The sequence below is a fragment of the Accumulibacter sp. genome (assembly GCF_036625275.1).
Lineage (GTDB): Bacteria > Pseudomonadota > Gammaproteobacteria > Burkholderiales > Rhodocyclaceae > Accumulibacter.
This window is the reverse complement of sequence record NZ_JAZKUD010000013.1, coordinates 14,444-40,482: the sequence shown is the minus strand read 5'-3', so window position 1 is coordinate 40,482 and position 26,039 is coordinate 14,444. Positions and strand designations below refer to the sequence as shown.

Sequence of the window (26,039 nt, the reverse complement as noted above, 5' to 3'; positions counted from 1 at the left end):
GTTGACTCCTGTGCAACGATGGGCTCCTCTCCCCAACCCCTCCCCCGCGAGGGGGAGGGGCATATCGGTCACTCTCAACACTTTCTTCATAACCTGTGCCATGCTTGGCCAGATCGCCCCGCCTGCGTCTCAGATCAGTTCCCGACTCGACAGTTCGTCCTTGAGCCAGGCATAACAGATCGGCGCGGCCACCAGACCGGCGAGACCGAAGGTACTCTCCATGATCAGCATCGCGGTCAGCAGTTCCCAGGCCTTGGCCCGGATCTGGGCACCGACGATACGCGCGTTGAGAAAATACTCGAGCTTGTGAATGACGATCAGAAATGCCAGTGACGAGATCGCCACGGCGGGCGAGTGTGCCAGGCTGACGACGAAGATCACGGTATTGGAGATCAGGTTGCCGACGACCGGCAGCAGGCCGGCCATGAAGGTGACGACGATCATGGTCTTGGTGAGCGGCAGGTGCACGCCAAAGAGCGGCAGCACGACGACGAGGTAGAGCGTGGTGAAGGCGGTGTTGAGCGCCGAGATTCGGACCTGGGCGAAGACGATCCGGCGGAAGGCCTCGCCGAGGCGAAAAACCCGCTCGACCAGCGCGCGTGCCAGCGGCCCCATGCTTTCGCCGGTGTCCGTCTCGCATAAGGACACCATGCCGCCGATGACCATGCCGATCAGCAGGTGTGCGAGCAGGCGGCCGGTTTCCTTGCCGATCATCTGCAATTCGGCCGAATGTTCGCGTAGCCAGTGGCCGGCTCGTTCGCGGATGGCCTCGCCGCCTCGCGGCAGCAAGTCGGCGAGCCAGTGCGGCAGCGTCGAGCGCGAAGTCTCGATGATCTCGGCCATTTTCGCGAGCAGGGCAGCGAAACTGCCGCCCTCGCTGTTCATGAAGACGATCAGCCCGAGCACTGCCGCCGTGACCGCGCCGAGGACCCACAACACGACCAGACCGACGGCCATGGCCTTGGCGCGCGTGCCCGAGAGATGGCGGGCAAAGAACGGTGCCAGCACATGCACCAGCTCATACACCAGCAAGCCGGCAATCAGCGCCGGCAGGAGGTGCACCTCGATGACCAGCAGCATGGCCAGCAAGGCCATGATCCAGGACGCGTACTCGCTGATGCTTGCTTTGTTCAGGGTGTCCGTGGCCATGTATATGTGAACGTCAGGCGACGACCAGGCGCGCGGCGCTGTACAGGCGGTCGTCGAGCCAGTGCAGTCCGAGAACGGGCAGGGCAGCCTGCAGCTTTTCCGGCTGCGCGGTGGCCAGCAGCGTCAGCCGGCCGCACCCGAGTGCGTCGGCGCCGGCCAGGCGAACGCACTGGCGAGCGACGGCATCGGCGACGTCGACCAGCGTTGCCTGCTTGGCAACGATCGGTTCCAGCACCGGGCTGAGGAAAGCGTAATGGGTACAACCGAGAACGATCTGATCGACGCCGGCTGCAAGCAGGGGGGCCAGATGACGACGCGCCTCCTCGACGAAATCCGGGTCGTCGAGGGACAGGGTTTCGACGCGGGTGGCCCAGCCGGGACAGGCCTCGACCTCGACCTGGACGCTGCCCGCGTGTTGCCGGATCAACTGTGCCAGGCGCTCGCTGCGCGCCGTCGACAGCGTCGCCAGGACAGCGATTCGACCACTGCGTGACATCGCCGCAGCCGGTTTGACGCCGGGCTCGACGCCGACCACGGGAAGCTTCGGAAAGTGCTCGCGAAAGGCCGCGACCGCTGCCGCGGTGGCGGTGTTGCAGGCGACGACGATGACCCCGCAGCCCTGATCGACCAGATGCTTGCCGATCGTCAGCACACGTCTGCGGATGTAGGCGTCGTCCTTGTCACCATAGGGAAGATGAGCCGTATCGGCGAGGTAAACCAGGTCGGCGTGCGGCAGCGCACGCGCGATGGCGGCCAACACCGAGAGTCCACCGATGCCGCTGTCGAAAATGCCAATCATCGGGTCAGGGGGGGGCGATTGAAAGTGTTGGTCGAGGTCGATTGTTCAATGGAGAGGCGTTGACATTAGTGATCACCCCTTCGCCCTTGTAGGGGTGAAGGCGGGGTTTCGCGGAGCACTGCTCCGCGCCGCCGCAGCCGGCCCGCGCCGCCGCGCGGGCCGTGGAAGGGGGTGGGGAGGAGGGCTATCGTTGCACACGAATTCGTCAAATCCTTGCGAAAGGCCGTCAGTCGGCTCTGCTGGCTTCTGCGAGCATGGATGCCCCCTCTCCCCCAACCCCTCCCCCGCGAGGGGGGAGGGGAGTATATCGGTTCCTTCCAACACTTTCGTTCACACCACGGGTCAGGACGGGACTTGCGCGGTGGGGGATCAGGCAGTCCGGGCATGCTGCACGCCCGGCTGCTGCCGGCAAGCCGGTTCGCCAGGCGGCTAGCGGGCGGCAACGACGGCCACTTCAATGAGGAAATCGGGATGGGCCAGCCTGCCTTCGACACAGACCCTCACCGGCGCTGTCCCGCGCGGAACCCAGCGGTCCCAGACCGCATTGACGGCGATCAGATCGTCGATGTCGCGCAGGTAAATGGTGACCATCAGCAGGCGTGTCTTGTCGCTTCCCACCTGTTCGAGAAGCTTTTCGACGCCGGCCAGCACCTCGCGGGTTTGCGTGGCGACGTTGCTGTCAAGCGTTTGCGGCGTTTCGGCGAGATAGATGGTGTTCCCATGGACACAAATGTCCGAATACCGCTGGGTCGTTCCCTGTCGCTCGATCGGCCGCTCTATCGCCATGCTTTGTCCCCCGTAAAGCCGGCCCGGAACCGGCTTCCTGCCTGTGACCCTGTGCTCTCCCGGAAATTCAGCCGACAGCAACCGGGATCTTGCCGATTCTGGCCTGCCATTCCTTCGGACCCGTATGGTGTACCGAGGTCCCGGTCGAATCGACGGCGACAGTGACCGGCATGTTCCTGACTTCGAACTCGTAAATCGCCTCCATTCCGAGATCGGCGAAACCGACCACCCTGGCGGTCTTGATCGCTTTTGCAACCAGGTACGCCGCCCCACCGACGGCCATCAGGTACGCCGACTGGTGTTTCCGGATCGCTTCGATTGCGGTCGGGCCACGTTCTGCCTTGCCGACCATCGAGATCAGTCCGGTCTGGGCCAGCATCATCTCGGTGAATTTGTCCATCCGCGTCGCAGTCGTTGGGCCGGCCGGGCCAACGGCTTCGTCGCGAACCGGGTCAACCGGACCCACGTAGTAAATGACGCGGTTGGTGAAGTCAACGGGCAGCTTTTCACCTTTGGCCAACATGTCCTGAATACGTTTGTGGGCCGCGTCGCGGCCGGTCAGCATCTTGCCGTTGAGGAGCAGCGTTTGACCGGGCTTCCAGGATGCCACCTCGGCCGGTGTCAGGGTGTCGAGGTTGACCTGCGTCGAGGTTTCGGTGTTGGGTGTCCAGTTGACCTCGGGCCATTCGCTGAGGTCCGGTGGTATCAGAAGGGCTGGCCCGGAACCGTCGAGATGGAAATGCGCGTGCCGTGTCGCAGCACAGTTGGGAATCATCGCGACCGGCAGGCTGGCCGCATGCGTCGGGTAGTCGAGGATCTTGACGTCGAGGACGGTGGTCAGTCCGCCGAGGCCCTGCGCGCCGATTCCCAGCGCATTGACTTTCTCGTAAAGCTCCAGACGCAGTTCCTCGACGCGATTGCTCGCGCCGCGGGCGATCAACTCATGCATGTCGACCGGCGCCATCAGCGATTCCTTGGCCAGCAGCATGGCCTTCTCGGGAGTGCCGCCAATGCCGATGCCCAGGATTCCCGGTGGACACCAGCCGGCACCCATCGTCGGTACGGTCTTGAGCACCCAATCGACGATCGAGTCCGAGGGGTTGAGCGCGTAGAACTTGGACTTGTTTTCCGAGCCGCCGCCCTTGGCGGCGCAGATGACTTCGAGGTGATGTCCGGGGACGATCTCATAATGCACGACTGCGGGCGTATTGTCGCGCGAGTTCTTGCGTGCGCCGGCCGGGTCGAGCAGTACCGAGGCCCGCAGCTTGTTGTCCGGATTGTTGTAGGCGCGGCGCACGCCCTCGTCGCACATTTCCTGAACCGACAGAGTGGCTTCCCATTTGACGTCCATGCCGACCTTGAGGAAGATCACCGCGATCCCCGTGTCCTGGCAGATCGGGCGGTGGCCCTCGGCACACATGCGACTGTTGGTGAGGATCTGGGCGATCGCATCCCTGGCGGCCGGGCTCTGCTCACGCTCGTAAGCGGCGCCGAGCGCCTTGATATAGTCAAGCGGATGGTAGTAACTGATGTACTGGAATGCGTCGGCTACGCTCTGGATGAAGTCTTCCTGCTTGATCGTGGTCATTTCAGGTTCTCTCTCGTGGGTGGCCGCGGGGCCCCTCCCCGCGGCAGGTCTTCTGTTCAGTGCCGCGCGGCGTGCGGTGACTTTCCGAGCAGGATGGTCTGGGTCATGATGCGGTCGACCCAGGCCATGGCCAGCGCCGAACACAGAAAAAGCGCGTGGATCATGACTTGCCACATGATCGTATGCTCGCTCAAATTCGCGGCGTTGATGAAGGTCTTCAGCAGATGGATCGACGAGATGCCGATGATCGCCGTCGACAGTTTGATCTTGAGCACCCCGGCATTGACGTGCGAGAGCCATTCCGGCTGGTCGGGGTGGCCTTCGAGGTCGAGTCGGGAGACAAAGGTTTCGTAGCCGCCGATGATCACCATGATCAGCAGGTTGGCGATCATCACCACGTCGATCAGGCCGAGGACGACGAGCATCACCTCGGTTTCGCTGATCCTGGTGCTGCTGAAAAAGAGGTTGTGAATCAGGTGGGACAACTCGATCATGAACAAATAGACATACGCACCCTGAGCAATGATCAGACCCAGGTAGAGCGGTGCCTGCAGCCAGCGGCTCCAGAAGATGAACATCTCGAGTTTGTCGACAGCGGGTTTCAGGGAGGCCATTGACTTAGCGGTGAAGAGGGAGGAAGCGAGATTCTAGCATCAAGGCCTGTTTCCGTTGTGTTGCGGCCATGCCGTAAGTGGTGTGTAAGATTGGCGGCGTTTAATCTGGCTCACTTGGCGTGACAAGAGGCAGGATTGGGCAGGATTGGCCGCTTATGATCTGCCTTTCGCTGGGCGGGGGGGCGCGAACAACGAGTTATTTTCCTTGATTCGTTTCGTTACTTGCAGCATCGCTTTCTTGAATTCTCTACCAATACCTAAACAGGAGACCGGACATGTCATTGAACGAGGCCGTAAATTTTTTTGAGCCCTCTGCTGAATTTGTCAAGCAGGCCACGATTTCGGGCATGGATGCCTACCGGGCGCTGTGCGCCGAGGCCGCAAACGATTACACCGGTTACTGGGGCCGCCTGGCCCGCGAGCATGTCTCCTGGAGAACGCCGTTTACGCAGGTGCTTGACGATTCCAATGCGCCCTTTTTCAAGTGGTTTGCCGATGGCACGCTGAACGTTTCGTACAACTGCCTCGATCGCAACATCGAAGCCGGTCTTGGCGACAAGGTGGCGATCGTTTTCGAAGCCGATGACGGTGAAGTCAAACGGGTGACCTACCGGGAGCTGCTGTCGCGGGTCAGCCAGTTTGCCAACGGGCTTCGCGCACGCGGCATCAAGAAGGGCGATCGGGTACTGATCTATATGTCGATGGGTGTCGAGGGGATCGTTGCAATGCAGGCCTGTGCGCGCATCGGCGCCATTCACTCGGTCGTTTTCGGCGGTTTTTCGGCACAGTCGGTACGTGACCGGATCAACGACGCCGGTGCCGTAGCGGTGATTACCGCCGACGAGCAATGCCGCGGCGGCAAGAAGATCCCGCTCAAGCCGGCCGTCGACGAGGGCATTGCGCTGGGTGGGTGCGAGTCGGTCAAGGACGTGATCGTCTTTCAGCGTACCGGCGGCGCCTGCCATATGGTGGCCGGTCGAGACATCTGGTGGCACGACGTCATCGCCGGACAGTCCGACGTTTGCGAGCCGGAGTGGGTCGGTGCCGAGCACCCCTTGTTCCTCCTTTATACCTCGGGTTCGACCGGCAAGCCGAAGGGGGTGCAGCACTCGACAGGCGGGTACCTGCTGCATGCCATTCTGACCATGAAGTGGACCTTCGACCTCAAGCCGAACGATCTTTTCTGGTGCACTGCAGACATCGGCTGGGTGACCGGCCACACCTATATCACCTATGGCCCTCTGGCCTGCGGCGGCACCGAGATGGTTTTCGAAGGCATCCCGACCTATCCGGATGCCGGCCGTTTCTGGAAGATGATCCAGGACCACAAAGTCAACATTTTCTACACCGCACCGACTGCCATCCGCTCGCTGATCAAGGCGGCCGATACCAATCCGTCGGTTGCGCCGACCCAGTACGACCTGTCGTCGCTGCGCCTGCTTGGTACCGTTGGCGAACCAATCAACCCGGCGGCCTGGCAGTGGTACTACGACAGCGTTGGCGGCGCCCGTTGCCCGATTGTTGACACCTTCTGGCAAACCGAGACCGGTGGCCACATGATTACGCCGCTGCCGGGTGCGACCCCGCTGGTGCCGGGTTCCTGCACCTTGCCCTTCCCGGGGATCGAGGCGGCCGTCGTCGACGAAACTGGGACCGAACTCGACTGGGGCAAGGGGGGTCTGCTGGTCGTGAAAAAGCCCTGGCCGGCGATGATTCGCAACATCTGGGGTGATCCTGAGCGTTTCAAGAAATCGTATTACCCCGATGATTTCGCCGGCAAGCTCTACCTTGCTGGCGACGGTTCGATCCGCGATATTAACACTGGCTATTTCACGATCACCGGTCGTATCGACGATGTGCTGAATGTTTCCGGTCACCGCATGGGGACTATGGAGATCGAGTCTGCGCTGGTCTCGCACCCGATGGTGGCGGAAGCGGCTGTGGTTGGTCGCCCGGACGATCTGACCGGCGAAGCGATCTGTGCCTTTGTGGTGCTGAAGGGCGCGCGGCCAACCGGCGAAACGGCGAAGAAGATGATCAAGGAGTTGCAGGACCACGTCGGCCGCGAGATCGGTCCGATTGCCAAGCCGAAGGATCTGCGTTTCGGGGAAAACTTGCCAAAAACGCGTTCGGGCAAGATCATGCGTCGTCTGCTGCGCTCTCTCGCCAGAGGCGAAACGACCGCGCAGGATGTTTCGACGCTCGAGAACCCGGCGATTCTGGAGCAACTCCGCGGTTGATCGAGGCAGACACCCACAGGTGACCTGGCGCCGCGCTTGCGCCCGGTCGTCGTAAAGCAGGCTTCCAGGCCGGCGCCAGGAGGTGCCGGCCTGTTAAATTGTGGCGATCGAGGAGCGGGTATGAGCAACAGTGCAACGGAGATGCTGGTTGCGGCCTGCATCCAGTTCCTGCAGGTCCATCCGCCCTTTGATCGAATGGAGGCGGAGGCGCTGCGCTTTCTCGCAGAACATGTCCGGCTGGCCCATTACCCCAAGGGTGCGCGGATTCTTTCGAGCGAGATGGGGGTTGCGCGCACCCTCTACATTCTGCAGCATGGCAAGGTGCAAGTGCGAGCCAGTGGCGCTGCCAGTCACAACGTCGACTCGGCGTCGAACAAGCTCGATCCGGGGCAGTCCTTCGCGATTGCGGCGCTGATGGCGCAGCGACCCACTTCGAGTGCCTACGTGGCACGCGAAGAGGTTTTCTGCTACGAATTGCCGGCCGACGACTTCTTTACCCTGACCCAGAAGAGTACGGTTTTCAACCTCTTCTGCAGCCAGTACATCGCCGGTCTGCTCAGGCAGTCGCAGCAGCAGCTGCAACTGCAGTTTGCCCAACGCGCCGCCGAGCAGAAGACCATGAATTCGCCGCTCGCGGTGATTGTCAAGCGGGAACCGGTTTCGGTGGCGCCGGAAACGCCGATTCGCCAGGTGGTTGCCTTGATGGCCGATCGCCATTTGGGCTCGATGGTGGTCGTTGATGCCGGGGAACAACCAGTGGGCATCTTTACGCTGTCCGATGTGCTGAAGCGGATTGTTTTGCCGGGTACCTCGCTGGAGCAGCCGATCTCCTCGGTCATGTCGGCCACTCCGCAGACCTTGCCGCTGGCGGCCAATGCTCACGATGCGGCATTGGCCATGGCCATGCACGGCATTCGCCACGTGCTCGCGGTGGACGAAGGCGGACGGCTCAAAGGCGTGGTTTCGGAGCGTGATCTATTCAAGCTGCAGGGCGCCGGCCTGCGGCAGATCCGGCATGCGATCGACGCGGCGAGCAATCTCGAGGTGCTGCAGCATGCCCGTGAGGATATCCGCCAATTGTCGCTGACGATGCTTGCCGAAGGAGTCGGCGGGCAGGAGATCACGCAGTTCATCTCGACCCTCAACGATACCGTGACTCGTCGCATCATCGAACTGAATCTGGATCGGCATGACCTTTACGGCATCGACTGGGCATGGCTGTCGTTCGGATCGGAGGGGCGAGACGAACAGACCTTCATTTCCGATCAGGATAACGGCATCGTCTATATCTGCACCGACATCATGGATCGGGAGCAGACGCAATTGCGTTTTCTCGATTTCGCTCGCGACGTCAACGCTGACCTCGATACCTGCGGTTTCCCGCTGTGCAAGGGCAACATCATGGCCAGCAACCCCGGCCTGTGCCTGACGCTCGAGGAGTGGGAGGAAAGATTCGCCCAGTGGGTACGCACACCGGAACCGCAGGCTTTGCTCAACGCCACGATTTTCTTCGATTTTCGCCCGCTCTACGGTCGCTTCAATCTGGCGCACCGGATGCGTCTGTCCCTGTTCCGACAGACCAGCGGCAATCCGCTATTCCTGCGCATGCTGGCGCAGAACGCACTCAGCGTATCGCCCCCACTGGGCAGGATACGTGATTTTGTGACCAACGCCGATCCCGAGCATCCGGGAACCATCGACCTCAAAAAGTACGGCGTCCGCCTGTTCACCGACGCTGCACGGGTTTTTGCACTGGCCCGTCAGGTCGAGGCGACGAACACGGCCACTCGCATCAAACGCGCCGGTGCCCTGATGAACATTTCTCCGGAGGACGTGGCTGCAAGCCTCGAAGGTTTCAATTTCATCCAGTTACTGCGCCTGCGGCACCAGCATTTTGAGCAGGAACATGGACGCGACGGTGACAATCTGATCAGACCCGATGAACTCAACGAGATTGAACGGCGCATTCTCAAAGAAGCTTTCCGACAGGCGCGCAAGCTGCAGGCGCGCTTGAAACTGGATTATCAGATCTGACCATGGACTGGTTTTCCAGATTGTTCAGTGGCCAGGAAACGCTTAATCCGGCATTGACAGCGGAACAGCAGCAGTTAATCGCCGCCTGGCGCCAATTGCCCGCGCCGGACCTGCGGCGCTCGCACTATCGTTGTCGCTACGTGGTCGTCGACGTCGAAACGACGGGCATCAACGTCAGGACGGATCGCCTCTGCGCAATCGGTGCTTTGGCGGTGGTCGACGGGCAGATCGACTTCAAGGATGCCTTCCATCTGCTCTCCGAACCTGTCGGGCCGGGTGCCGATCCTGCGCCTGGCCTGCCGGCGCACCCGCATTCGGAGCCGGTCGCCAGTCATCCGTCGGTCGACGCGTTGATCTCCTTCCTGCACTTTGTCGGCAAGGCGCCACTGATTGCCTACAACGTGCCATTTGTTGCCGCGATGATCGAACGTACGCTGATAGAGTGCCTCGGTATCGAGTGGGATCTGGCGTGGATCGATCTGGCCTGGGTGATGCCCGATCTTTTTCGCCATGTCGAGCCTACCGGAGGAGGGCTCGACGCCTGGCTGGACCACTTCTCCATCGCCAGCATCCGCCGTCACCACGCCGTTTCTGATGCTTATGCGACGGCCCAGTTGTTGCAGATCACGATTGCCAGCGGCGCGCGCAAAGGTTTCATGACACCAGCCAGCCTGCTCGAGCTTGAGAAAGCGCGTCGCCACTTGCACCAGAGCGCTTAGGCGAGCAGCGAGCGATGGCCGACTACCCTGTCCAGTTGCGTCGCTATTACGCCTACTATACGGTCGGTTTCTTCATTTTCATCGGGACGCTGGCGGTGCTCGAGCAGCATGGCATGCCGCCACGCTGGATCGGATATTCCTTTCTTTTCCTGACCATCTTCCTGTACGCGACGATTGGCGTTCTGGCGCGAACCGCCAGCGTTTCCGAGTATTACGTTGCTGGCCGACGGGTGCCAGCGGTATTCAACGGCATGGCCACCGGCTCCGACTGGATGAGTGCGGCCTCGTTCATGGGGCTGGCCGGCACGCTTTACCTGTCGGGGTATCAGGGCCTGGCCTACGTGATGGGCTGGACCGGTGGCTACGTTCTGGTGGCCCTGCTGCTGGCACCTTATTTGCGACGTTTTGGCCAATATACGATCCCGGACTTCCTCGCTGCGCGTTATGGTGGCAATCTGGCGAGGCTGGTCGGCGTCTTTGCGACCGTCCTGGCGTCCTTCGTTTATGTCGTTGCGCAGATCTATGGTGTCCGGCTGATTACCAGCCGTTTTGTTGGCCTGCAGTTCGAGGTCGGGGTCTTCGTCGGCCTGGCCGGCATTCTGGTATGTTCCTTTCTGGGCGGCATGCGCGCGGTCACCTGGACGCAGGTGGCCCAATATGCCATCCTGATTGTCGCCTATCTGGTGCCGGTGACCATGCTCTCGTACCAGGTCAGCGGCATTCCGGTGCCGCAGTTGACCTACGGCCAGGTGCTGCAGAAAGTGCAGGATCTCGAGGAAAGAATCTTCGATGACCCAGCCGAATTCGATGTACGCCACCGCTTCCAAGAACGTGCCGATGGCTACCATAGCCGCATCCTGGCGCTGCCGGACTCACTGGAGGAAGAGCGGCGCAGCCTGAGCGTGCGCATCGACGATCTGAAAGGCAGCAACGCGCAAATGCGCGAGGTGGCGACTCTCGAGCGGCAGCGCCGGGAGTTGCCCATGAGCAGCGATGAGGCACGCAGCTATTGGGAGGGCCAGATGCGTCAGGCAGCGCAGCGCGGCACCGCCCCCGATCACCATCTGACGCCTTATCCTGGCAACGGCGAGGCGGTGAACGACGGCGCGCGCTTGAACTTCCTGAGCCTGGTGTTCTGCCTGATGGTCGGCACAGCGGCCCTGCCGCATGTGCTGATGCGTTACTATACGACGCCCAGCGTCCGCGAAGCGCGCAACTCGGTGTTCTGGTCGCTGTTGTTCATCCTGGCCCTGTATCTGACGGCCCCGGCCTATGCGGCTTTTGCCAAGTATGAGATTTACACGACTCTGGTTGGCTCATCGATGGCGCAACTGCCGGTGTGGGTCAATTCATGGGGCAAGATCGGCATGGTTTCGATCGAAGACATCAACGGCGATGGCATCCTGCAACTTGCCGAGTTGTCACTGAATCCGGACGTGATTCTGCTGGCAACCCCCGAAATTGCCGGCCTGCCGTACGTCATTTCCGGTCTGGTGGCCGCCGGTGCGCTTGCCGCTGCGCTGTCCACTGCAGACGGGTTGCTGCTGACGATCGCCAGTGCTCTGGCGCACGACGTCTATTACAAGATTTTTCGCCCGCAGGCGAGCACGCAATGGCGGTTGGTGGTTTCCAAGTCACTGCTGCTGGTGGTTGCGGTCCTGGCGGCGAGCGTTGCTTCACAGAAACCGGCGACCATCCTGTTCATGGTCGCCTGGGCGTTCTCGCTGGCAGGATCGGCTTTCTTCCCGGCATTGATTCTCGGCATCTTCTGGAGGCGGGCTACATCGACAGGCGCGGTCAGTGGCATGGTGGTTGGTCTGCTGGTGACCATTTACTATATGGTGCGCGTCCATTTCGATGCCATTCCGTGGCTGGGAATCCACGGTATCGGCATGGAACCCTGGCTGGGGATTCAGTCAACTGCGGCCGGCGTGTGGGGCGTCGCTGCCGGCTTTCTGACGATCATCGTGGTCAGTCTGTGCGGCCGGCCACCCAGCCAGGAAACCCAGGACTTTGTCGAAAGTGTCCGTTATCCGGAGTTTGACCATTGTTGATCACTGCTCCGGGGGCGAGCCGCATCGCGCTCGCCGGAGTCCGGCGCGGTCTTCCGTAAGCACGGAGCGATACATGCAACACGGGCGAAGGCAGCAGGACTACTGGCGGCGCAATCTCAGGATGACGGCCTGGCTGCTAGCCATCTGGTTCGTCGTGACTTTTGTCGTCAGTTACTTCGCACGCGATCTGGCGGGTATCTCCCTGCTGGGTCTGCCGCTCGGTTTCTACATGGCTGCCCAGGGTGCGCCAGTGATCTACGTGCTGATCATCTGGTGGTACGCCCGCTACATGAACCATCTCGACCGGGAGTATGGGGTCAATGACGGGGAAGGCGAAGATTGATGCGTTTCCCCGGAAATCCCGCCTGCAGAAGCCCAAGGCACTGTAAACGCTGCCATTCTGTCCTGTCGACGGGTTTAACTCCATGCGCTCGAAGGCGGCCTGCCGAAAGACTCCCGCCAATTCTGGCAGGGTGCAGAACCAACCTTGCCGTTCGCTCACAACAGAACGACAAAAATGACTCAACCTGGGTCGATAGCAAGCCGTTAATCAATGCAAGCGCTTCACTTTGCGGAGAACTCTCATGATGCACATCTGCACCGAGCGAACCGATCTCGACGAATTGATCGGTAACCAATACTGGAACGGGCAACATCTGTGTTTTCATTACGGCCCGCTGGCGCAGGCCATGAAAGGTGGCGAGGAGTTGATTCTCGAACACTGTGAAGCGCTCTCTCCCTTGATGCTTGCCAAGGTCAATTTCCTGCTCGGCGACCTCTTCATTGACGACACGGCGGAGATGATTCGCCCGCAGGAGGGCTTCCGGCTGACGCTCAGGCGCTCGGAAGCGATGGAGAACCGGGAACAGAAGGCATGCGCTCTCTGACCGGATGTCCCGGCCGGTTCAACCTTTGACCCGATACTCGGCGGATCGCGCGTGTGCCGGCAGGCCCTCGCCATACGCCAGCGTTGCCGCGATGCGTCCGAGGGTCTGCGAACCGGCCTGCGATACCCGGATCAGGCTGGTCCGTTTCTGGAAGTCGTAAACCCCCAGCGGCGAAGAGAAGCGGGCGCTTCCGGAGGTCGGCAGGACGTGGTTGGGGCCGGCGCAGTAGTCGCCGAGCGCCTCCGAGGTGTAGGGGCCGATGAAGATCGCGCCAGCGTGCCGAATCTTGTTCACCCAGGCTTCGGCATCAGCCATCGACAGTTCGAGGTGCTCGGGGGCGATACGGTTGGCGATGCGGCAGGCCTCGTCGAGGTCGCGCACCTGGATCAGCGCGCCGCGATTCTCAAGGGCTGCACGAATGACCCGTTGACGCGGCATCGTCGGCAGCAAGTCGTTCAGCGCAGCGGCAACGCGTTCGATATAGACGGCATCCGGACAGATCAGGATCGACTGCGCGAGCTCATCGTGTTCGGCCTGCGAGAAAAGGTCCATGGCCACCCAGTCGGGGTCGGTTTGCCCGTCGCAAATGATGAGGATCTCCGACGGACCGGCCACCATGTCGATGCCAACGACGCCATAGACACGGCGCTTGGCGGCGGCGACATAGGCATTGCCGGGGCCGACGATCTTGTCCACCTGCGGAATGGTCTGTGTGCCGTAGGCCAGCGCGGCGATTGCCTGCGCACCGCCGATGGTGAACAGGCGATCGACCCCGGCCAGCGCGGCGGCGGCAAGGACCAGCGGGTTGTGCTCGCCGGCCGGCGTCGGCACGACCATGACCAGTTCCCTGACCCCGGCGACACGCGCCGGAATCGCGTTCATCAGCACTGACGAAGGGTAAGACGCCTTGCCGCCGGGAACGTAGAGTCCGACACGGTCGAGTGGCGTTACCTTCTGACCCAGCATCGTGCCGCGCGTTTTCTCGCCCTCGTCTTCGTATTGCCAGCTCTGTAGCGGCTGTCGCTGGTGGTAGCTGCGCACCCGCTCGGCAGCGGCTTCGAGCGCCTGCCTTTGCATCGGCGGCAGCGCGGCGAGTGCCTGCTGCAATTCGCTCTGCGAGCGTTCGAGTTCGGCCATCGAGTGGGCGCTCAAGGCATCGAAACGCCGGGTGTACTCGATCACCGCGGCGTCGCCACGTGCCTTCACATCGGAGAGAATGTCGGCAACCGTCTGTTCGACGCAGGCATCCTGCGCGGCTTCGAAAGCCAGCAGGGCATCGAGTCGCTCATTGAAGTCGGCGTCGGTGCTGGAAAGGCGTTTGATGGCGATCATGGGTCGACCACTCCGGCGATGGCTTCGAGAATCGGTGCCAGCAGTTCGCGTTTCAGTTTGAGCGCGGCCTGATTGACAATCAATCGCGACGAGATGTCCATGATGTGCTCACAGGCGAGCAGATTGTTGGCTTTCAGTGTGCTGCCGGTGGATACCAGGTCGACGATGGCGTCGGCGAGACCGGCCAGCGGCGCGAGTTCCATCGATCCGTAGAGCTTGATCAGGTCGACATGCACGCCCTTGGCCGCGAAATGTTCACGGGCAATATTGACGTACTTGGTCGCCACCTTGAGGCGCGCCCCCTGGCGCACAGCGTATGCGTAATCGAAACCGGCCGGAGCGGCAACCATCATCCGGCACTTGGCGATCTTCAGGTCGATCGGCTGGTAAAGACCTTCACTGCCGTGTTCCAGGAGAATGTCCTTGCCGGCGACGCCGAGGTCAGCAGCCCCGTATTGCACATAGGTCGGGGTATCGGTCGCACGGACGATGACCACGCGAACATTTTCCCGATTGGTCGGAATGATCAGGCGGCGAGAGGTCTCTGGATCCTCGCTCGGCTCGATCCCGGCGGCTGCCAGCAGGGGCAGGGTTTCATCAAATATTCGCCCCTTCGATAGGGCAATGGTGATGCCGTTCACGGCTTCTTCCCTGCGCGACAAAACCCGCATTCTACCGCAATGCGGCCGCTGCGGCGGCGCACGCATGCGTCATCCGACGCTGCAAGGGTTTGGGCGAGGGGCGGTTCGCCACTTTTTGAAGCGTACCATATTTGAAGCGTACCATATTGCGATGAAGTGCTAGAGTTTGGGCATAAATGGCGTATTATTCGGGCGCTGCGGCGAAAGCAGAGGGAAAACCTGCAAAAAAGCAAGAGTGATGAAGCGCACGCGGTCACCATGGCACGGGTTCCGGTTGTCTCTCTCACGGGAGCACGCGGGGTTCATGGCCGACGAAAATACCGGAGGAGCATACAGATGGAGCACCCGTATCTTTACATCAACCTGGGGCTGATCCTGGCTTTCGTTGCCGGCAATGCCTTTTTTGTCGGTTCGGAGATTGCCATCTCCTCGGCACGCCGCAGCCGCATCAAGCAGCTCGCCGAGGAAGGCGACAAGCGTGCAGCGCGGGTCGAGATGCTGCACAATGAGCCGGAACGTTTCTACTCGGTGACCCAGGTCGGCATTACGCTGGTTTCGCTCGGCCTGGGCGCCGTCGGCATGGAGACGATCAGCACGCTGATGGATTCGACCTTCGTTTCGATCTTTGCCCTGTTCGGCGACAGCGAAACGCTCATCAAGGCGGCGCACACGGTCTCGTATGTCTTCGCCTTTGTCGTCATTTCGTTTCTGCATGTGGTTGCCGGCGAACTGGCGCCCAAGGTGCTGGCCTTCCACAAGGCCGAACAAATGAGCATGGCGGTTGGCGGCATCATCAACATCCTTTACCTCACCTTCCGGCCGCTGATCTACATCATGAAGTTGTCTTCGGACGCGTTGCTGCGGCTTTTCGGGCAGCGGAATCTCGAAGGCGAGGGCCACAGCCACTTCACGATGTCGGTCGAGGAAATCCGCATGATTCTCTCGGCGAGCGAGAAGGACGGGACACTGGCGCCGGAGGAAACGGAGATGATCCGCGGGGTGTTCAAACTCGACGAGCACACGGTGCGCGAGGCCATGATCCCGCGCACGCGCATCCGGGCCCTGGCGCAGGAAGATACTCTGGCCGACGCCCTGCGTGTCTTCCGCGACGTGCCGCACGCGCGCTTTCCGGTGTACGACAAGAGCCTGGACCGGATCACCGGCGTGGTTGCCATCAAGGAACTGCTGACCGTGATGGCCGAGAGCACTGGCCAGACGCTTCAGGAAGTCAGTCACCGTCCCGTCGGCGACTTCGTGCAGGCGCCGTACGTCGTTCCCAACAGCAAATTACTGAGCGACCTGCTCAAGGATTTCAAGCGTACCCGGCAGCAGATGGCGGTGGTGATCGACGAGTATGGCGGCACCGAAGGGATCATCACGCTCGAAGACATCCTCGAGGAAATCGTCGGCGACTACGAGGACGAATTCACTCGTCAGGCGAGGCGAGTCAGGAAACTGCTTGGCAGTCAGTACGAGATCGACGCCTCGATGCGGGTGTCCGACCTCGACGCCCTGCTTGATTTCCCGTTCCCGACCGACGACGATTACGTCACCCTGGCGGGATTGTTCTACAAGAAGCACGGCAGCGTGCCGAAGGTCGGCGATACCGTTCAACTGGAAGGCGGACAACTGACGGTGCTCGAGATGGACAACCATCGGATCACCCTTCTGAAGTTCGAGGATACCGCCGTCGGAGAGGATGGGGTCGTGCGTCTGGTCGAAAATTCTTCGGCAGCAGATATCAATGCACCCTCCGCAGAAGATCCACACGAACCGGATGGCCGCTAGCGACGGCTTGCCAGGCGCGCGTCGCGGCGCTTCCGACGCGCTGCCTTAATGTGAAAGTCGCGTCAGCGACTCACGAATCTCCCCTCCCCACTTGCGGGGGAGGGGTCGGGGGAGAGGGAAACGGCCATGACTTTCATGATCGGGAGGTGCTTGGAAAAGTCATGACCGTTAGCGAACGCAATCGACCGAGTAGACCGGCTTGCCGTTGACGATCGCCTTGACCAGGCCGTGGACGTCGGTTTCGAAGCCAGGGAAGCGCTCGTTGAAATCGCGCGCGAACTGCAGGTAGCGAACGATCGTGGCGTTGAAGCGCTCGCCAGGGATCAGCAGCGGAATCCCCGGCGGGTAGGGCGTCAGCAGGGTGCTGGTGATCCGTCCCTCCAGATCGTCGATCGGAACACGGTCGATCTCGCGATGGGCCATACGAGCAAAAGCGTCGGTCGGCTTCATGGCCGGCTCCATGTCCGAGAGGTACATGCGGGTGGTCAGGTGTGCGACATCGTTGGCCGAGTAGATGCCGTGGATCAGCTTGCACAGGTCTTTCAGCCCGTGCTTCTCATAGCGCGGATTCTTCGCCAGGAACTCCGGCATGACCTTCCATAACGGCATGTTCTGGTCGTAACCATCCTTGAACTGCTGCAGTTCGGTGACCAGCGTGTTCCAGCGGCCCTTGGTGATGCCGATGGTGAACATGATGAAAAAGGAATAAAGGCCACATTTCTCGACGATGATTCCGTGCTCGGCCAGGTACTTGGTGACGATGGCCGCGGGAATTCCCCAATCGGCGAAGTCTCCGTCGACATCGAGCCCCGGCGTGATGACCGTCGCCTTGATCGGGTCGAGCATGTTGAAACCTTCGGCGAGCAGGCCGAAGCCGTGCCAACGTTCGCCGGGCTTGAGGATCCAGGCTGTGCGATCCGCGAGGCCTTCGCCCGCAAGGTCGTCTGGTCCCCAGACCTTGAACCACCAGTCGGCACCCCATTCCTTCTCGACCTTGCGCATGGTGCTGCGAAAGTTGAGCGCTTCGGCAATCGACTCGTCAACCAGCGCGGTACCGCCGGGGGCTTCCATCATTGCTGCGGCGACGTCGCAGGAGGCGATGATTGCGTACTGCGGCGAGGTCGAGGTGTGCATCAGGTACGCTTCATTGAAGACGTCGCGGTCGAGTTTGCGCCCTTCGGAATCCTGAACGAGAATCTGCGAAGCTTGCGAGAGACCCGCCAGCAGCTTGTGCGTCGATTGCGTCGAAAAGATCACCGCATCCTTGCAGCGCGGGCGATCGGCACCGATGGCATGGTAATCGCCGTAGAAATCGTGGAAAGCCGCGTGCGGCAGCCAGGCTTCGTCGAAGTGCAGGGTATCGATCACGCCATCGAGCATTTCCTTGATTTCTTCGACGTTGTAGAGGATCCCGTCGTAGGTGCTCTGGGTAATGGTGAGCACGCGCGGTTTGGCCGCGACCGCGCGCGCGAAAGGATGCGCTGCGATCTTCTTCTGGATGTTTTCCCGGCGGAACTCTTCCTTCGGGATCGGCCCGATGATCCCGTAGTGATTGCGGGTCGGCATCAGGAAAACGGGGATGGCACCGGTCATGATGATCGAATGGAGTATCGATTTGTGACAGTTGCGATCGACGACGACGACATCGCCCGGTGCGACGGTCGAATGCCAGACGATCTTGTTCGAGGTCGAGGTGCCGTTGGTGACGAAGAAAAGGTGGTCGGCATTGAAGATGCGGGCCGCGTTGCGCTCCGAGGCAGCGACCGGACCGGTGTGGTCGAGCAACTGGCCGAGTTCCTCGACGGCGTTGCAGACATCGGCGCGCAGCATGTTCTCGCCGAAGAACTGGTGAAACATCCGCCCGACCGGACTCTTCAGGAAAGCGACACCGCCCGAGTGACCGGGGCAGTGCCACGAATACGATCCGTCTTCGGCATAGTGCGTCAGGGCGCGGAAGAAGGGCGGCGCCAGGCTCTCCAGGTAGGCCCTGGCTTCGCGGACCACGTGGCGGCCGATGAATTCGGAAGTATCCTCGAACATGTGGATGAAGCCGTGCAGCTCGCGCAGCACGTCGTTCGGGATGTGGCGCGAGGTACGCGTTTCGCCGTACAGGAAGATCGGAATGTCCTCGTTACGGCAGCGAATCTCCTTGACGAAAGCGCGCAGGCTGCCGACGGTCTGGTCGGCCTTGCCATTTCTGAAGTCTTCGTCGTCGATGGACAGAATGAAGGCCGAGGCACGGCTCTGTTGCTGGGCAAACGAAGTCAGATCACCATAGCTGGTCACGCCGAAGACTTCAAAGCCCTTCTTCTCGATCGCCTTGGCCAGCGCGCGAATCCCGAGCCCGCCGGTGTTTTCCGAACGGTAGTCCTTGTCGATGACGATGACCGGGAAATTGAAATGCATTCAGGGATCCAGTCTCAAGAGTGAGAGGACGGAAGCGCAACGACCAGTGCAGCGTACTTGATTTGCCTGCCTGCCTCGGTACCCTGCGGGATGATGTGGCGTCGCATGCCCATCAGATCTTCGGCAAGGTCACGCCCATCTGGCCCTGATACTTGCCGCCACGATCCTTGTATGATGTTTCACATTCCTCGTCGGATTCGAAGAACAGAACCTGCGCGATCCCTTCATTGGCGTAAATCTTGGCAGGCAGTGGCGTCGTATTCGAGAACTCGAGCGTCACATGACCTTCCCACTCGGGTTCAAAGGGCGTGACGTTTACGATGATGCCGCAGTTGCTGACGAATATCCCGGAGGCAAGGGCAAAGTTGCCAGCTTCGGGCACGGTCAGGCAATAGACGTCATGGTCCCCTGCCAATTCCCGGATACCGGCAACCTTGTGGTTATACGGTGTTTGTCCCCGAAACGCGGCAAGAACCTCCGGGAAGCGATGGAATACCGAGCGGTCGCATTTCAGAAGCCGTGCGGCGCCACGGATCGAACCGGTGCTGTCGAGTGCCCAACGTACCCGGTCCGCGTTGATCTCCCCGCGCAGATTGATGTCCCGCGCGACTTCCGCCTGGCGTTGTCGGCGTTCGCCCGTGTCTCTTGCCCAGGCTTCGCGCGAACTGTTTCCCTGTGCTTCTCTGGCATGTGGATCCGAATAGTGTCGTACCATGGACTCCCGCTGCTGGCGACGGCGCTCCTCGGTCCAGTTTTCCGATTGCTTTTCACGCAAGCGCGCGCGCGCCTGTGTGTACCTGTCGTCGCTCCAGAATGGTGTGGCACGCTCGCGCTGGACCTTCGAGAAGTGCTCGATCCACCCCGGCCTGCTGCTTCGTAAGCACTTGAAGGCTTCGCGAATTGCCAAGCTGTGCTCGTCTGGGTCAAAGTCTGCCCCGTAGCTTTTGTCATTGTGCATGCGGATATGCTCGGCAGCCTGCATGCGCCCGATATTCCACGGAGAGTTGTTGAGGCGGTCGAAGTCCTTGTGGTGCCGGTGCGTAGCCGGGATGTCTTCATAGATACCATGCCGAACATTCCATTCATCGGCAAGGCGGTGAGTGGGGTAGAGATGGCCATTCAAGGGTTGATAGACGGCTTCGTAACCACGCACCAAGCGGCGATAGAGGGGCATCAAGGAATCGTTCGGACGCAACTGACACGCGGGCATGAGCCTGCCATCGCGCAGGACAAACTCGTGGTCGGGCGTGCAGTGGATGACCGTTCGATTGTCGAGGGTGATTTCCAGCAATGAATCCCGTCCGATGAAGCGAGGTGCTTCGAGCATTGCTGCGCCAATCCTGCCGAACTGGCCGATCCCATAGCCCCAGAACAACTCACCGTCTTCCGCTCGGCGGGCCATCTCCTCCAGGGTCGGTGCCGTGCCGTCGAGCAGGGCTACGCGGGTATCGCCGCGGAAGCAACGGGCATAAGTACTTTTTCCGAGGCAGACTGTCAGGACGCTGCGCGGAATGCGGAAATACTCGATGGTGCGTGCCAGGGCAAAGGAGTTCGGCGGGATGATGCAGAAATCGTTCTTGACCTCGACGAACGAATTCGGATCGAAGTTCTTCGGGTCAACGATCGTCGAGTTGAGATTGGTGAACAGCTTGAATTCGTTTGAACAGCGAATGTCGTAGCCGTAGCTGGAGGTGCCGTAGGAAACGATGCGGCGGCCATCGATCGCGCGCACCTGATTCGGCTCGAAAGGATCGATCATGCCGTACTCTGCCGCCATGCGGCGGATCCACCTATCCGATTTGATTGACATTGCTGGTCATCCGAACACCGCTTGCGCAGGAAAGGTTCCCATTCTACGGTGTCCGGGCCATGGAAGAAACTGTTCGGCAGGTCTCCGGAAGCAAGGGGCAGGCGCTCGGCTCAGGTGTTCTGGACGACGATACTCGGAAACCTGGCGCTCATGTCCCGGGCGCGCTCGGCCACCTTGACCGCCAGGCGGCGAGCAATCGTCCGATAAATCTCGGCGGCGCGCGATTCCGGTGCGCCGACCACGGTCGGCCTGCCGGAGTCGGTCAGTTCGCGAATCGAGAGTTCCAGTGGCAGGGCACCGAGGAACTCGGTGTCGTAGTCCCGGCACATCTGCTCGCCGCCGCCCTGACCGAAAATGTATTCCTCGTGGCCACACTTCGTGCAGATGTGGATGCTCATGTTTTCCACCAGGCCGAGAATCGGGATGCCGACCTTCTCGAACATCTTTAGCCCCTTGCGTGCGTCGATCAGGGCGATGTCCTGCGGGGTGGTGACGATGACTGCACCGGTGACCGGTACCTTTTGCGCCAGCGTCAGTTGCGTGTCGCCGGTTCCGGGAGGCATGTCAACCACCAGATAATCGACATCCTGCCAGTTGGTCTGCTTGAGCAATTGCTCGAGCGCCTGGGTAACCATTGGCCCGCGCCAGACCATCGGTGAATCGATGTCGATCATGAAACCGATCGACATCGCCTGCAGGCCGTGCGCCTGCAGCGGGGCCATCGACGTACCATCCTGCGATTCCGGTTTCTGACCGGCCAGGCCCAGCATCTGCGGTTGTGAAGGCCCATAGATGTCGGCGTCGAGCAGACCCACGCTGGCCCCTTCCTGGGCCAGCGCCAGGGCCAGGTTGACCGCCGTCGTGCTCTTGCCGACGCCCCCTTTGCCGGAGGCGATGGCGATGATGTTCTTGACGCCGGGCAGCGGCTTCAGGCCGCGCTGGACGGTGTGGGCGACGATCTTGACCGTGACGTTGACGCTGACATTGCCGGCGCCGGGGAGGCTCCTGAGTTTCGTGATTACCGCACGACGGATGTCGTCAAGCTGGGTTCTGGCCGGATAGCCCAGTTCGATATCGAGCGAGAGGTCGGCACCGTCGATCCGGATGTTCCTGACGGAACGTGTCGAGACATAATCCTTTTGGGTATTGGGATCGATCAACTCCTTGAGTGCCGCCTGGACGGCTTCAGTCGTTACAGCCATGGTCAAAAGCTCCTGTAGTGGATCACACTGCATCATCTGGTTCCGGTCAGACGCTCTCCGCCTGGCGGGACTGTCGAACCCAGTCCCGCCAGGCAGCAAAGACGGCCGGGTGTAAGGCCGCGATGACCGGGCGCCGCCAGACATCATCGGCGTCGTAGTCATCCTGTGCCAGGGTGCACATCTGGCCGCCGGCCTCGCGCAGGATCAGGCTGCCGGCGGCGTAATCCCAGAGCATCTGGCCGCCGTGCAGGTAGAGGTCAAGTCGGCCTGCGGCGAGATTGCACCAGTCGAGCGTCGAACTACCGTAATTGCGCTGCGAGTAGAAAGGCGGGCTGACGGCGATCCGGTCAGCCAGTGGTTTCGGGATCCGTTTGAAATCGACGCCACCGACGGCGCGACGGATATCCGCAGTCACCTGGCGCAAGGGCAGGCGGCGGCCATTGAGGTAGGCGCCATTGCCTTCGCGGGCATAGAACATTTCGTCGGTGACCGGGTTATAGGTCACCGCCAGGCGTGCTCGCCGCGCATTCATCCAGGCGATGGAAACGGCAAAGCAGGGCAGCCCGTTGATGAAATTGGTGGTGCCGTCAATCGGGTCGATACACCACAGCCCGTGCTCGTCGGTGCTGCCCTCGTGCCAACCGGCACGTTGCCTTTCCGGGGGCATTTCTTCGCCGATGATCGGACAGGCATGGATCTCGGTCAGGCGCCCGACGAGAAAATGCTGTGCTGCGAGATCGGCTTCCGAGCACAGCGAACCGTCGTCCTTGCGTTCTCCATGACTGACGCGCAGGAAGCGTGGAATGATTTCCCGCTGCGCAACCTCGCGGACCACCGCGACGCAGGCATCGAGCATGCGCTTCAGGTGAGCGTCAGTGATCGCCGGAGAGCCTGCGCCTTCTTCATTGCGCATTCTGGATCAGTCGCGCCACTTGATCGAGCAACCCATGCTGGCAATCTGCTGGTGTGGGCCACGATGGGTTTCGGCAACTAGGCGCATGGCTTCGACCAACTCGCGTCGGGCATCGGGGGGAGCCGGCATGCGGCCGCTGGCGTCGAGCCGTCCACGGTACTGTAATTGCAGGTCGCGGTTGAAGCCGAAGAAGTCCGGCGTACACACCGCACCGTAACGGCGTGCCACCTCCTGAGTGGCGTCATGCAGATAAGGGAACGAAAAATTCAGATCCCGGGCCACGCGTTGCATGTTGTCGAAGGAGTCCTCAGGATATTCGGCCGGATCGTTGCTCATGATCGCTGCGACGCCGATCCCCAGGGTCTGCAGTTCGCGTGCGTCGCGGCAAATTCGGTCGATGATCGCCTTGACATAGGGACAGTGGTTGCAGATGAACATCAGCAACAGACCATTCGGACCGCGCAGGCTGGCGAGCGTCTGCCGGGAGCCGAGGGTATCCTCAAGCTCGAAGTCAGGTGCTTGCCAGCCAAAGTCACAAACAGGGGTATTGAGCGCCATAAAGCGAACTGCCTCCAAACAACGACCATCAAGCAAGGAAACTCTTATAATACCACGGTGAATGGTCCCCGCTTTCATTGCCCGATGCCGCTTGCGGTCGGCGTGTGCGTCGATTTGCCGGAACGGGTCGCGCAGCATGCGATCAAGGTCTTGCGCCTGCGTAGCGGCGATGTCCTGACCCTCTTCAATGGTGCCGGCGGGGAATATCCTGCCCGGATCGTTGGCATCGAACGGGCGCGGGTCCGCGTCGATATCCTGGAGTGGATTGGCAGCGAGCGTGAATCGCCCTTGTCGGTCACCCTGGTGCAGGCATTATCGGCCAGCGAAAAGATGGATTGGACGGTACAGAAGGCCGTCGAGCTGGGTGTCCGGCACATCGTTCCGGTCGTTTCGAAACGCAGTGTGCTACGCCTCGAAGGCGAACGCGCATTGCGTCGGCTTGAACACTGGCGCGGCGTCGTCGCTGCAGCCTGCGAACAATGCGGGCGCAACCGGCTGCCGGAAGTCTCTGTTCCGGAGAGCCTTGAACACTGGCTGGCCCGGGAACCCGCGGCAGGCGTTCTGCGCCTGCTGCTGGCGCCCGGCGCGCGGCGTTCACTGGCGAAGCTGCCGGGACCGCCAGCAGGTGGGTGGGTTGAGCTGTTGATCGGTGCCGAGGGCGGTTTCACGCCCGAGGAAGCGCAGTTGGCGGCCCTGACCGGTTTTTTGCCGGTGCATTTGGGGCCGCGCATCCTGCGTACCGAAACCGCTGGTCTGGCTGCTCTGGCAGCAATCCAGTTTTTATGGGGTGACTTGAAAGAGGAGACGACGGATGTTTGAATCAGCAGAGTTGGGGCACAAGATCGACAAGGAAACGTTCAAGGCAGAGGAGCCCAAGCTGCGCGCGGCGCTGCTCGAAACGCAGTACCAGTTGCGCGAGAACGGCAGCTTTCCGGTGATCATCCTGATCAGCGGCGTCGACGGGTCCGGGAAAGGGGAAACCATCAACGTTCTCTACGAATGGATGGATCCCCGTTACCTGTCGACACACGCCTTTTATGCGCCGACGGCCGAAGAGCGTGCCCACCCCTCGATGTGGCGTTACTGGCGGGCGCTGCCCCCGAAAGGGCGAATGGGAATCTTCGCCGGTTCATGGTACTCGCATCCGATCGCCGAGCGGATTGGCAACAGCCTCTCGCGATCCGATTTCGATCAGCGCATGGATCAGCTCAATCGCTTCGAGGCGATGCTGGTCAACGAGGGTGCGCTGGTGCTCAAGTTCTGGATACACCTTTCCAAGGATGCGCAGCGCGAGCGACTGAAGACAATCGAGGCAAACCCGCTGACCCGCTGGCGGGTCACCAAGACCAGTTGGGATCGCCTGAAGACCTACGACAAGATGCAGGAAGTAGCCGGCCACCTGTTGCGCACGACCAATACTCCCTGGGCACCGTGGATCATCGTCGAGGGCACCGACGACCGTTATCGCTCGCTGACTGTTGGCAAGACGATTCTCGATTCGCTGCAGAAGCGCCTGGCCGATAGGCGCGACCAGAATTCGCCGGTGGCCCCGCCTTTCTCGCCACGGATCGACCGTCTCGACGTGCTGAGTTCGCTGGACATGACGCAAAGCCTGACGAAAAAGGTGTATGAAACCGAACTTGCGACCTGGCAAGGGCGTTTGGCGGAACTGATGCGCCACCCTGAATTCAAGAAGCGGGCCCTGATTCTTTCGTTTGAAGGTTCGGACGCGGCCGGCAAGGGCGGTGCCATCCGGCGGGTGATGTCGGCGATGGATGCACGCCAGTATCAGATCATTCCGATTGCCGCGCCGACCGAAGAGGAGCGCGCCCAACCCTATCTGTGGCGATTCTGGCGGCACATGCCGCGACTGGGACGAGTGGTCATATTTGACCGCACCTGGTATGGGCGCGTGCTGGTCGAACGGGTCGAGAAATTCTGCAGCGAGGCGGACTGGTTGCGTGCCTATTCCGAGATCAATGATTTCGAGCATGACCTCTGGCATGCTGGCGGGATTGTGATCAAATTCTGGCTGCAGATCAGCGACGATGAGCAGCTCAAACGCTTCGAGGAACGCGCCAAGGTCGAGCACAAGCGCTTCAAGATTACCGAGGAAGACTGGCGTAACCGCGAGAAGGCCGGGGCCTACCATGAAGCGGTCTGCGACATGATCGACCGGACCAGTTCCGGCACTGCGCCGTGGACGATCGTCGAGTCCAACGACAAGTTGTTTGCCCGGATCAAGGTGCTGCGGACGATCTGCGAGCGTCTGGAGAAAGAACTCAAGGTCGAACCGATGAAAGAGCCCAGGGTGTTGGCCGCGAAAGCGCCCAAGACCGAGGTGACGAAGGAAGCGGACATGCGGGATGTCAAGGAGGAGCACGAACACGAGTCGAAGACCGAGCATGCCAAGCAGTCGAAAACCCGGCCGGCGAATGCGTCGAGAGCCGGGAAGGCGAGGGCGGCCAAAGAGGCGAAAGCCGTCGAGACCGAAGAGAAGGACAGACCCGCCATCTGAG

21 protein-coding genes are annotated in these 26,039 nt (G+C 61.1%); 9 read left to right on the top strand and 12 right to left on the bottom strand.

Annotation, left to right across the window (positions count from 1 at the left end; translation table 11 throughout):
• Nucleotides 1-129 precede the first annotated feature (129 nt).
• From V5B39_RS07415 to V5B39_RS07395, 5 genes are all read right to left on the bottom strand, one after another.
• Nucleotides 130-1,149, bottom strand: coding sequence for an AI-2E family transporter (locus V5B39_RS07415; RefSeq protein WP_332342277.1), 1,020 nt, complete (start codon nucleotides 1,147-1,149; stop codon nucleotides 130-132).
• Between the two features lie 13 nt (nucleotides 1,150-1,162).
• A complete protein-coding gene (murI, locus tag V5B39_RS07410; RefSeq protein ID WP_332342276.1) occupies nucleotides 1,163-1,948 on the bottom strand; it encodes a glutamate racemase in 786 nt (261 codons plus the stop codon).
• Between the two features lie 429 nt (nucleotides 1,949-2,377).
• On the bottom strand, nucleotides 2,378-2,734 hold the full coding sequence (locus tag V5B39_RS07405; protein WP_332342275.1) for a RidA family protein: 357 nt from the start codon (nucleotides 2,732-2,734) through the stop codon (nucleotides 2,378-2,380).
• 67 nt (nucleotides 2,735-2,801) lie between these two features.
• Nucleotides 2,802-4,322, bottom strand: coding sequence for a fumarate hydratase (locus tag V5B39_RS07400; RefSeq protein ID WP_332342274.1), 1,521 nt, complete (start codon nucleotides 4,320-4,322; stop codon nucleotides 2,802-2,804).
• 56 nt (nucleotides 4,323-4,378) lie between these two features.
• On the bottom strand, nucleotides 4,379-4,936 hold the full coding sequence (locus tag V5B39_RS07395) for a TIGR00645 family protein (RefSeq protein WP_034946694.1): 558 nt from the start codon (nucleotides 4,934-4,936) through the stop codon (nucleotides 4,379-4,381).
• 275 nt (nucleotides 4,937-5,211) lie between these two features.
• On the opposite strand from V5B39_RS07395, the gene acs reads away from it, so the two are divergent.
• From acs to V5B39_RS07365, 6 genes are all read left to right on the top strand, one after another.
• Nucleotides 5,212-7,176, top strand: a complete 1,965-nt coding sequence (gene acs, locus V5B39_RS07390) for an acetate--CoA ligase (protein WP_332342273.1) — start codon at nucleotides 5,212-5,214, stop codon at nucleotides 7,174-7,176.
• A gap of 120 nt (nucleotides 7,177-7,296) precedes the next feature.
• Entirely contained in the window at nucleotides 7,297-9,210 is a 1,914-nt protein-coding gene (locus tag V5B39_RS07385; protein WP_332342272.1) for a putative nucleotidyltransferase substrate binding domain-containing protein, read from the top strand.
• A gap of 2 nt (nucleotides 9,211-9,212) precedes the next feature.
• Entirely contained in the window at nucleotides 9,213-9,929 is a 717-nt protein-coding gene (locus V5B39_RS07380; RefSeq protein ID WP_332342271.1) for a 3'-5' exonuclease, read from the top strand.
• 14 nt (nucleotides 9,930-9,943) lie between these two features.
• A complete protein-coding gene (locus V5B39_RS07375) occupies nucleotides 9,944-11,983 on the top strand; it encodes a sodium:solute symporter family protein (protein ID WP_332342270.1) in 2,040 nt (679 codons plus the stop codon).
• Nucleotides 11,984-12,056: 73 nt separating this feature from the next.
• Nucleotides 12,057-12,326: a DUF4212 domain-containing protein gene (locus V5B39_RS07370; protein WP_332342269.1), complete on the top strand. Its 270-nt coding sequence runs from the start codon at nucleotides 12,057-12,059 to the stop codon at nucleotides 12,324-12,326.
• 241 nt (nucleotides 12,327-12,567) lie between these two features.
• Entirely contained in the window at nucleotides 12,568-12,870 is a 303-nt protein-coding gene (locus tag V5B39_RS07365) for a hypothetical protein (protein ID WP_332342268.1), read from the top strand.
• Between the two features lie 18 nt (nucleotides 12,871-12,888).
• Here V5B39_RS07365 and hisD read toward each other — a convergent pair whose 3' ends face one another.
• A complete protein-coding gene (gene hisD / locus V5B39_RS07360; protein ID WP_332342267.1) occupies nucleotides 12,889-14,202 on the bottom strand; it encodes a histidinol dehydrogenase in 1,314 nt (437 codons plus the stop codon).
• Nucleotides 14,199-14,843 (bottom strand): ATP phosphoribosyltransferase, encoded by a 645-nt coding sequence (hisG, locus tag V5B39_RS07355; protein ID WP_332342266.1) that lies wholly within the window; start codon nucleotides 14,841-14,843, stop codon nucleotides 14,199-14,201. Before hisG ends, hisD begins: the two co-directional genes overlap by 4 nt.
• 336 nt (nucleotides 14,844-15,179) lie before the next feature.
• Between hisG and V5B39_RS07350 the strand changes: the two genes are divergently transcribed.
• Nucleotides 15,180-16,631, top strand: coding sequence for a hemolysin family protein (locus V5B39_RS07350; protein WP_332342265.1), 1,452 nt, complete (start codon nucleotides 15,180-15,182; stop codon nucleotides 16,629-16,631).
• Between the two features lie 168 nt (nucleotides 16,632-16,799).
• On the opposite strand, the gene V5B39_RS07345 is transcribed toward V5B39_RS07350, so the two are convergent.
• The 5 genes from V5B39_RS07345 to V5B39_RS07325 form a co-directional block, all read right to left on the bottom strand.
• On the bottom strand, nucleotides 16,800-19,037 hold the full coding sequence (locus V5B39_RS07345; protein WP_332342264.1) for an arginine/lysine/ornithine decarboxylase: 2,238 nt from the start codon (nucleotides 19,035-19,037) through the stop codon (nucleotides 16,800-16,802).
• A 112-nt stretch (nucleotides 19,038-19,149) separates the two neighbouring features.
• Nucleotides 19,150-20,847, bottom strand: a complete 1,698-nt coding sequence (locus V5B39_RS07340; RefSeq protein WP_434735664.1) for a dCTP deaminase domain-containing protein — start codon at nucleotides 20,845-20,847, stop codon at nucleotides 19,150-19,152.
• Between the two features lie 110 nt (nucleotides 20,848-20,957).
• Nucleotides 20,958-22,049, bottom strand: coding sequence for an iron-sulfur cluster carrier protein ApbC (gene apbC, locus V5B39_RS07335; protein WP_332342262.1), 1,092 nt, complete (start codon nucleotides 22,047-22,049; stop codon nucleotides 20,958-20,960).
• A 46-nt stretch (nucleotides 22,050-22,095) separates the two neighbouring features.
• Nucleotides 22,096-22,905, bottom strand: a complete 810-nt coding sequence (locus V5B39_RS07330) for an inositol monophosphatase family protein (RefSeq protein ID WP_332342299.1) — start codon at nucleotides 22,903-22,905, stop codon at nucleotides 22,096-22,098.
• Between the two features lie 63 nt (nucleotides 22,906-22,968).
• Nucleotides 22,969-23,520 carry a thioredoxin family protein gene (locus V5B39_RS07325; protein ID WP_332342261.1) on the bottom strand — a complete coding sequence of 184 codons (552 nt, stop codon included), beginning with the start codon at nucleotides 23,518-23,520 and terminating at the stop codon, nucleotides 22,969-22,971.
• 57 nt (nucleotides 23,521-23,577) lie between these two features.
• Here V5B39_RS07325 and V5B39_RS07320 point away from each other — a divergent pair, with 57 nt between their 5' ends.
• Both V5B39_RS07320 and pap read left to right on the top strand, forming a co-directional pair.
• The gene (locus tag V5B39_RS07320; RefSeq protein WP_332342260.1) at nucleotides 23,578-24,339 is read left to right on the top strand and encodes a 16S rRNA (uracil(1498)-N(3))-methyltransferase; all 762 of its coding nucleotides are present in this window, start codon (nucleotides 23,578-23,580) and stop codon (nucleotides 24,337-24,339) included.
• Nucleotides 24,332-26,038, top strand: a complete 1,707-nt coding sequence (gene pap / locus V5B39_RS07315) for a polyphosphate:AMP phosphotransferase (protein WP_332342259.1) — start codon at nucleotides 24,332-24,334, stop codon at nucleotides 26,036-26,038. The genes V5B39_RS07320 and pap overlap by 8 nt, the downstream gene beginning before the upstream one ends.
• Nucleotide 26,039 lies beyond the last annotated feature (1 nt).